The following is an 8264-nucleotide window of genomic DNA, read 5'->3' as shown; positions in this document are numbered from 1 at the left end:
CGCTGATGGCGACTGGCTCGGAAGTCGAAATCGCCTGTACTGCCGCCGACATGCTGCGCGGTCAGTACAAGATCCCGGCAGCCGTTGTCTCGATGCCGTCCTGGGAGTTGTTCGAAGCGCAAACCCCGGCCTATCGCCGTTCGGTTCTGGCTGCGGCGCCCCGTATCGGCATCGAAGCGGCGTCCCGMCTCGGCTGGGATCGCTGGATCGGTGAAAAGGGTGCCTTCATCGGCATGCAGGGCTTTGGCGCCAGCGCCCCGGCGCCGGATCTCTACCGTCACTTCAATATCACGCCTGAAAACATTGTCGCCACGGCGCGCAAGCTCATCAACTGAACTGAAAGGAGTATTGATCATGGCCCGGATTACCTTGCGACAATTGCTCGATCATGCTGCCGAGTATGGTTATGGCGTTCCCGCCTTCAACATCAACAATATGGAGCAGGGGCTTGCCGTGATGGAAGCTGCGGCAGCCTGCGATGCGCCGGTTATTCTGCAGGCGTCGCGTGGTGCACGCTCCTATGCCAAGGATTTGATGCTGGCGCGGATGATCGATGCGTTGGCGGATATCTATCCATCCATTCCGATCTGCATGCATCAGGATCACGGCAATGACGAGGCGACTTGCCTGACCGCGGTCAGGCATGGATTCACTTCGGTCATGATGGACGGCTCGCTCGAAGCCGATGCGGCAACGCCAGCCTCATACGAGTATAATGTCCAGATCACGAAGCGGGTCACCACGATCGCCCATTGGGTCGGCGTTTCGGTCGAAGGTGAACTCGGTGTACTTGGTTCGCTCGAAAGCGGTGAAGCCGAGGCTGAAGACGGTCATGGTGCGAGCGGCGTGCTCAGTCATGACCAGCTCTTGACCGATCCGGATCAGGCAGTGGATTTCGTGCTGCGCACAAAGGTCGATGCGCTGGCCATCGCGTGCGGCACGTCGCATGGCGCCTACAAGTTCACCCGCGCGCCCGATGGCGACATCCTGGCGATGGGCGTCATCGAGGAAATCCACCGCAAGCTGCCGAATACGCATCTCGTGATGCATGGCTCGTCGTCGGTGCCACAGCCCCTGCAGGACATTATCAACCGCTTCGGCGGCGAGATGCCGCAAACCTATGGGGTTCCGGTCGAGGAGATCGAGCGCGGTATCCGCCACGGTGTGCGCAAGGTCAATATCGATACGGACTGCCGCATGGCCATGAGCGGCCAGTTTCGCCGGATCGCGACGGAAAACCCCGCGGAGTTCGATCCACGCAAATTCCTCAAACCGGCCATGGATGCCATGCGCGATCTTTGCCGTGACCGCTTCGAGCGGTTCGGCACGGCGGGCAACGCATCGCGGATCAAGGTCATCGGGCTCGATGAAATGGCCAAACGCTACGCCGCCGGCAAACTCGATCCGCAAATCGCTGCAGCCAAGGCTGCTTGAAATCAAAATTACCAAGGAAAGGACCTCATCATGTCGAACAAGTCAGAAACGGTCACAGGAAAGGACCGCTACAGGTCCGGTGTCATGGAATACAAGAAGATGGGCTACTGGGAGCCCGACTACGAACCAAAGGACACCGACATCATCGCGCTGTTTCGCATCACGCCGCAGGATGGCGTCGATCCGATCGAAGCGGCGGCTGCCGTTGCCGGTGAATCTTCGACGGCCACCTGGACCGTCGTGTGGACGGACCGGCTGACCGCAACGGAGAAGTACCGTGCCAAGGCGTACCGCGTCGATCCGGTTCCGAACGGTGAAGGCCAGTACTTCGCCTACATCGCCTATGATCTCGACCTGTTCGAGCCGGGCTCCATCTCGAACCTGACGGCATCGATCATTGGCAACGTCTTTGGCTTCAAGCCTTTGAAGGCTTTGCGGCTTGAGGACATGCGCCTGCCGGTAGCCTATGTGAAGACCTTCCAGGGTCCGCCAACGGGTATCGTGGTCGAGCGCGAACGCCTCGACAAGTTCGGGCGTCCGTTGCTGGGTGCGACGGTGAAGCCCAAGCTCGGTCTGTCTGGCCGCAATTATGGCCGCGTGGTCTACGAGGCGCTGAAGGGCGGTCTGGATTTCACCAAGGACGACGAGAACATCAACTCGCAGCCCTTCATGCACTGGCGGGAACGCTTCCTCTACTGCATGGAGGCCGTCAACAAGGCGCAGGCCGCAACCGGCGAGATCAAGGGCAGCTACCTCAACGTTACAGCTGCCACCATGGAAGACATGTATGAGCGTGCCGATTTCGCCAAGGAGCTCGGGTCGAACATCGTCATGATCGATCTGGTCATCGGTTACACGGCGATCCAGTCCATGGCCAAGTGGGCGCGGCGCAACGACATGATCCTGCATCTGCATCGCGCTGGTCACTCGACCTACACCCGGCAGAAGTCGCATGGCGTGTCGTTCCGCGTCATCGCCAAGTGGATGCGGCTTGCCGGTGTGGATCATATCCATGCGGGTACCGTCGTCGGCAAGCTGGAAGGTGACCCCGCCACCACGCGCGGCTACTACGACATCTGCCGCGAGGACTTCAACCCGATGCGGCTCGAGAACGGCGTGTTCTTCGATCAGCATTGGGCTTCGCTCAACAAGATGATGCCGGTGGCTTCGGGCGGTATCCACGCCGGTCAGATGCACCAGCTGCTCGACCTTCTGGGCGAGGACGTTGTTCTGCAGTTCGGCGGCGGCACCATCGGTCACCCGCTCGGCATTGCAGCCGGTGCTACGGCCAACCGCGTTGCACTCGAATGCATGGTGCTTGCGCGTAACGAAGGCCGCGACATCGTCAACGAAGGACCGGAGATCCTGCGTATTGCAGCGCGCACCTGCCAGCCTCTGCAGCAGGCGCTCGAAGTCTGGAAGGACGTCTCCTTCAACTACACCTCAACCGACTCGCCGKACTTCGTTCCGACGGCAACAGCAGCAGAATAGGAGAAACGACATGCGTATCACTCAAGGGGCATTCTCGTTCCTGCCTGACCTGACCGACGAGCAGATCGCCAAGCAGGTGCAGTACTGCATCGACAATGGCTGGGCGGTCAGCCTCGAATTCACCGATGACCCGCACCCGCGCAACACCTATTGGGACATGTGGGGACATCCGATGTTCGACAACCCGGATGCGGCCGCCCTCATGATGGAGCTGAAGGAATGCCGCAAGGTCTATGGCGATTACTACATTCGCCTTGTCGCCTTCGATAACACCCATGGCTGGGAATCGGTCAAGCTGTCCTTCCTCGTCAACCGCCCGCCGGAAGAGCCCGGGTTCCACCTTGCCCGCCAGGAAGGCGAGGGCCGCGTGGTTCGCTATACGACGAGGTCCTACGCAACGGACAAGCCAGCGGGGCAGCGCTATGGCTGATGCCAGCATCACGCAACTCGAGGGGCCTCCTGTGGAGGTTCCGTCTGCCATCGACCTGCGCGCCGAATATGTCGAATCCGGCGTCAAGGAGGTGCTGGACGAACTCGACCGCGACTTGATCGGCCTGAAGCCGGTCAAGCAGCGGATCAAGGAGACTGCAGCATTGCTGCTGGTCGAGCGGGCACGTCGGCGCATGGGTCTCGCGCATGAAACGCCGACGCTGCACATGAGTTTCAGCGGCAATCCCGGCACCGGTAAAACCACGGTGGCGATGCGTATGGCGGACCTGTTGCATCGCCTCGGTTATATCCGCAAGGGCCATCTCGTCTCGGTCACTCGTGATGATCTGGTCGGGCAATATATCGGGCATACGGCGCCTAAGACCAAGGAGATCCTGAAGAAAGCCATGGGCGGCGTGCTGTTCATTGACGAGGCTTATTATCTGCACCGCCAGGAGAACGAGCGCGACTATGGTCAGGAAGCGATCGAGATATTGTTGCAGGTGATGGAAAACCAGCGCGACGACCTCGTAGTGATTCTCGCGGGCTATGCCGATCGCATGGACAAATTCTTCGAGAGCAATCCGGGCTTCCGTTCGCGCATCGCCCATCACATCGATTTTCCGGATTATAGCTCCGACGAGTTGTTGAGTATTTCCGAGACGATGTTGTCGAAGCAGAACTATACGTTCGATGCGGAAGGCCGCGCCATCATGGCCGACTATATCGAACGGCGCCGCCAGCAGCCGCACTTTGCCAACGCCCGCTCCATTCGCAATGCGCTGGACAGGGCGAGGCTGCGCCACGCCAACCGGTTGTTCGAAGCATCCAACGGGCCGACCGATGCGGCGGCGTTGTCAACGATTACCGCGGACGATATCAGGGTCAGTCGCGTGTTTTCCGCGTCAACCAAGGAGGAGTAAACGCCATGAACAGGAACGTACTCATTGCGCCGTCCGTGCTTTCGGCGGATTTTTCCCGGCTCGGCCAGGAAGTCGAAGACGTCATGGCGGCGGGTGCCGACTGGGTGCATCTCGACGTGATGGATGGGCATTTCGTGCCCAACATCACGTTCGGGCCGCAGATCATTAAATCCATCCGCAACCGGACGTCGGCGATATTCGATTGTCATCTGATGATCGCCCCGACGGATGCCTATCTTGGCGCCTTTGCCGAGGCGGGTTGCGATTTCATCACGGTGCATGCGGAAGCCGGCCCGCATCTTGATCGCTCGCTGCAGGCCATTCGCAGTCTCGGCAAGAAGGCGGGTGTGTCACTCAACCCTTCCACTCCGGAAAGCGTCATCGAATATGTGCTTGACCGGCTCGATCTCGTGCTCTTGATGACAGTCAATCCGGGTTTCGGCGGACAGGCGTTCATCCCTTCTGTCGTCGACAAGGTGCGGCGCGTGAAGGCGATGATCGGCAACCGCCCGATTCATATCGAAATCGACGGCGGCGTGACGCCTGAAACCGCGCCGCTGGTTGCGGCGGCAGGGGCAAATGTGCTCGTTGCTGGTTCTGCCGTCTTCAAGGGAAACGGTAAGGCGGCCTATGCTGACAATATCGCTGCAATCCGTCATGCTGCCGATCATGCGAGGCACCGCGCGGCGGCTTGAGCAGAGGAGAAGAACAATGGCGGCGATACCACCCCTTTGTGATTTTGGCTGGAAGGCTGTTGATGCGAACCTGACCGGTACCGATGGCCGGCAGCATTCCATTCTGGCGCAGGCAGGTGACAAGGGGCTGGTTGTTGCTTTCATCTGCAACCATTGTCCCTATGTGAAAGCGGTTATCCAGCGCATCGTCCGCGACGCCCGGGATCTCAAGGAACTTGGCATCGGCTTCGTCGCCATCAACGCCAACGACTCAACTGCCTATCCTGCCGATTCGTTTGAAAACATGAAGGTTTTTGCCCGCGACAACGGTTTCCCGTTTCCCTATCTGCATGATGCCAACCAGACGGTGGCACGTACATACGAGGCCGTGTGCACGCCCGATTTCTTCGGCTTCAATGGTGCGGGTGAGTTACAATATCGAGGACGCCTCGATGCATCGCGCAAGGAAGCGGCGGCGCCAGAGATCCGCCGCGACCTGTTCGAGGCAATGAAGCAAATCGCCAATACGGGGCAGGGGCCGCGCGAGCAGATCGCGTCGGTCGGTTGTTCGATCAAATGGCGTGAGATTGCCTGATAAAAGCAAGGTGCCGCCGGCCAGATCGACCGGCGGCGATCCGGCTATTTGTATTGATTCAGATAGGCTTCAAGATCAGTGATTTCCTTGTCGTCCTTCAAACCGGGAAAGGCCATTTTCGTGCCTTTGACCTTGGCCTTCGGATCGTGCAGATAATCACGAAGGCTGGCTGTGTCCCAGACAAGTCCGGCCGCGCCCGCCKCCTTCATGGCAGGTGAATAGCTGAAGCCCGGATGAGTTCCCGCGGTTCTGCCCATCAATTTGTTCAACGATGGTCCGACCTTGTTCTTGTCGGTATCGGCCACGTGACAGACTGCACATTTCTTGAAAACTGTCGCTCCTGCCGTCGCGTCGCCGGCGTCTTGGGCCCGGGCTCCCGCAACAGACAGAATCGCAACTGATAGTCCAATCAGAACGGTAGAATAACGCATGGCATCTCCTCATTTTCGCCAAGGGTGCCCTGGACGAAGACCGGCGCCAATTTTCCATGCATTGGCGCCCCCAATTTTTAGAACACTTCCAGAAGGTACCTTGAGCGCTTGATAAGTCAATTGTTTGGAAAGGATATAACGCCGCAGCTTCACGATCGTGTTTTCTCGGCCGGTTGCAATTGACGCCAAGAGATGACGCCCGTAATTTGTGGCGAATATTTCTCATCGGGCACCTTGAGAAATTCGCACTACGACCTTCCAGCCTGTCAGGACTCCTGAGATTTCGGCGCTATGAAGGTGGGACGTATCAGAGGATTGGGAGGTGCCTGTATGGATGTTGTTGATCTCGTTTTGACCATCTGTCTCATATCCAACCCGACGAGTTGTCGGGAGGAGCGCCTGCATTTTGAAAACAGGGGCGGCCTGAACAATTGCATGTTCCTCGCGCCGACAGAAATTGCAAAATGGTCCGGGGAACATCCAAAGCTCAAGGTCGTTCGGTGGAAATGCGATTATCCGTCAAAGGATCTGGAGCTCTAGGTCGTAAACTCATGGCGATCCGTCTGGGAGGACATCGTGGCAGGACTACACCAACGCCTTTTCCGCTTCTGTATTTTGTTGGCGCTCGCCCTTGGTTTTGGYGCGCAGGCAAGCCCGGCTGCTGAGACCGTTCGTGTTGGCGTCCTGAAATTCGGGACTGTCAATTGGGAGCTGGACACGATCAAGCAGCACAAGCTCGACGAAAAATATGGCGTGAATGTCGATGTCCGCTTCTTCGCCAGTGAAGATGCAACCAATGTCGCCATGATGGCAGGGGATGTTGATATCATTGTCACGGACTGGCTCTGGGTGTCGCGGCAGCGCGCGTCGGGCGAAGACCTGACCTTCGTGCCCTATTCCAGTTCAGTCRGCGCCTTGATGGTTCCCGATGGCTCCCCGATCAGAAGTCTGGCGGATCTCAAGGGCAAGAAGATCGGCGTGGCAGGCGGGCCGCTGGACAAGAGCTGGCTGCTTATACAGGGCTATGCCAAGCACCAGTTCTCACTCGATCTGCCGGCGCAAAGCGAAATTGTCTACGGCACGCCGCCGCTGCTTGCCGAAAAGGCGCAGCAAGGCGAACTGGATGCTGTGCTGAACTTCTGGAATTTTTGCGCAAGGCTTGAAGCCAACGGGTTTCACCGCCTGGTCAGTACCAGCGATGCCGCAAAGGCTCTCGGCGCTACAGGTGACGTTTCGGCCGTCGGTTACATCTTTCACGACAAATGGGCCGACGCCCATCCGGATGCAATTGCGGGTTTCGTCAAGGCAAGTCGAGATGCGAAGGCTCTGCTCGGCAGTTCCGATGCGGAATGGCAACGTTTGGCGCCCGTGGTGAAAGCCGAAGGCCATGAACTGGATGTGCTGCGTGACCGGTATCGCGAAGGTGTTCCCGACCGGCCAATCGAGGACGAACAAGCCGACGCGACGAAGCTCTATGCTATCCTTGCCGATCTTGGCGGCGAACGGCTTGTCGGCCCCGGAAAAACCTTGGCACCGGGCACCTTCTGGAGGACAGACTAATTGGCTCTTGCATCGAGCGAACAGCAGCAAACGGGCAAGCTTGTTTCCACCGCCGCTTCAAAGCGGCAATGGAGCTCGGCGCTTATGGTGTTGCTTTCGTTTGGCGCATTGGTCGTTGCATGGCATGTCGGGGCGACGACCTGGCCCAGCCGCTCCTTCCCGGCGCCTTTACTGGTTCTGCAAACCTTCATCAGCGAAACGGCGAGCGGCGATCTGCCCTATAATCTCGGCATCACCTTGTGCCGCGTCGCCGCCTCCTTCGTCCTCGCGATGCTTATCGGCTCGGTGATTGGTGTCCTGCTTGGCAGTCATCGACGCGCAGACCAGTTCTTCAATCCGTGGGTCATTCTCTTCCTCAACATACCGGCGCTGGTCATCATCGTCCTCGCCTATATCTGGTTCGGGCTCAATGAAGCCGCAGCGATCGGCGCGGTAGCGCTCAACAAAATCCCCAATGTGGTCGTCACCATACGCGAAGGAACGAGGGCGCTCGATCCGCGCTACGCGGAAATGGCGAAGGTGTACCGCTTCAATGTACTCGATCGCTTGCGGCATATACTGATACCTCAGCTGCAGCCCTATATCGCCGCCGCGTCGCGTTCCGGCATTTCGCTGATCTGGAAAATTGTGCTCGTGGTCGAGCTGCTCGGCCGCTCCAACGGTGTCGGTTTTCAGATCAATCTGTTTTTTCAACTCTTCGATGTCGCGGCGATACTGGCCTATACAC

At 58.6% G+C, this 8264-nt stretch carries 10 protein-coding genes; 9 read left to right on the top strand and 1 reads right to left on the bottom strand.

All coding sequences use genetic code 11. The features are described 5' to 3' along the window. From ACXJ5O_RS13720 to ACXJ5O_RS13690, 7 genes are all read left to right on the top strand, one after another. A partial coding sequence (locus ACXJ5O_RS13720; protein ID WP_457300371.1) for a transketolase-like TK C-terminal-containing protein occupies nucleotides 1–335 on the top strand: 335 nt, incomplete at its 5' end. 19 nt (nucleotides 336–354) lie between these two features. Continuing rightward, a complete protein-coding gene (fba, locus tag ACXJ5O_RS13715) occupies nucleotides 355–1434 on the top strand; it encodes a class II fructose-bisphosphate aldolase (protein WP_457300370.1) in 1080 nt (359 codons plus the stop codon). Between the two features lie 30 nt (nucleotides 1435–1464). Further along, nucleotides 1465–2925 (top strand): form I ribulose bisphosphate carboxylase large subunit, encoded by a 1461-nt coding sequence (locus ACXJ5O_RS13710; protein WP_457300369.1) that lies wholly within the window; start codon nucleotides 1465–1467, stop codon nucleotides 2923–2925. A gap of 10 nt (nucleotides 2926–2935) precedes the next feature. After that, entirely contained in the window at nucleotides 2936–3355 is a 420-nt protein-coding gene (locus tag ACXJ5O_RS13705; RefSeq protein ID WP_112529053.1) for a ribulose bisphosphate carboxylase small subunit, read from the top strand. Continuing rightward, complete coding sequence (gene cbbX / locus ACXJ5O_RS13700; protein WP_457300368.1) at nucleotides 3348–4277, top strand: CbbX protein; 930 nt, start codon at nucleotides 3348–3350, stop codon at nucleotides 4275–4277. The genes ACXJ5O_RS13705 and cbbX overlap by 8 nt, the downstream gene beginning before the upstream one ends. 5 nt (nucleotides 4278–4282) lie before the next feature. Continuing rightward, on the top strand, nucleotides 4283–4972 hold the full coding sequence (gene rpe, locus ACXJ5O_RS13695) for a ribulose-phosphate 3-epimerase (RefSeq protein WP_112529057.1): 690 nt from the start codon (nucleotides 4283–4285) through the stop codon (nucleotides 4970–4972). A 16-nt stretch (nucleotides 4973–4988) separates the two neighbouring features. Beyond that, nucleotides 4989–5546, top strand: coding sequence for a thioredoxin family protein (locus tag ACXJ5O_RS13690; RefSeq protein WP_457300367.1), 558 nt, complete (start codon nucleotides 4989–4991; stop codon nucleotides 5544–5546). 44 nt (nucleotides 5547–5590) lie between these two features. Here the strand turns inward: ACXJ5O_RS13690 and ACXJ5O_RS13685 are convergent, their stop codons facing one another. After that, a complete protein-coding gene (locus tag ACXJ5O_RS13685; protein ID WP_457300366.1) occupies nucleotides 5591–5977 on the bottom strand; it encodes a c-type cytochrome in 387 nt (128 codons plus the stop codon). Between the two features lie 576 nt (nucleotides 5978–6553). Between ACXJ5O_RS13685 and ACXJ5O_RS13680 the strand changes: the two genes are divergently transcribed. After that, complete coding sequence (locus tag ACXJ5O_RS13680) at nucleotides 6554–7537, top strand: ABC transporter substrate-binding protein (RefSeq protein WP_457300365.1); 984 nt, start codon at nucleotides 6554–6556, stop codon at nucleotides 7535–7537. Continuing rightward, nucleotides 7538–8264, top strand: a 727-nt coding sequence (locus tag ACXJ5O_RS13675) for an ABC transporter permease (RefSeq protein ID WP_457300364.1), incomplete at its 3' end; no start/stop codon positions are given. It lies immediately after the preceding gene.

This window comes from Phyllobacterium sp. P5_D12 (assembly GCF_054049495.1).
The sequence above is the reverse complement of the archived record's forward strand: the minus strand, read 5'-3'. Positions and strand labels throughout refer to the sequence as shown.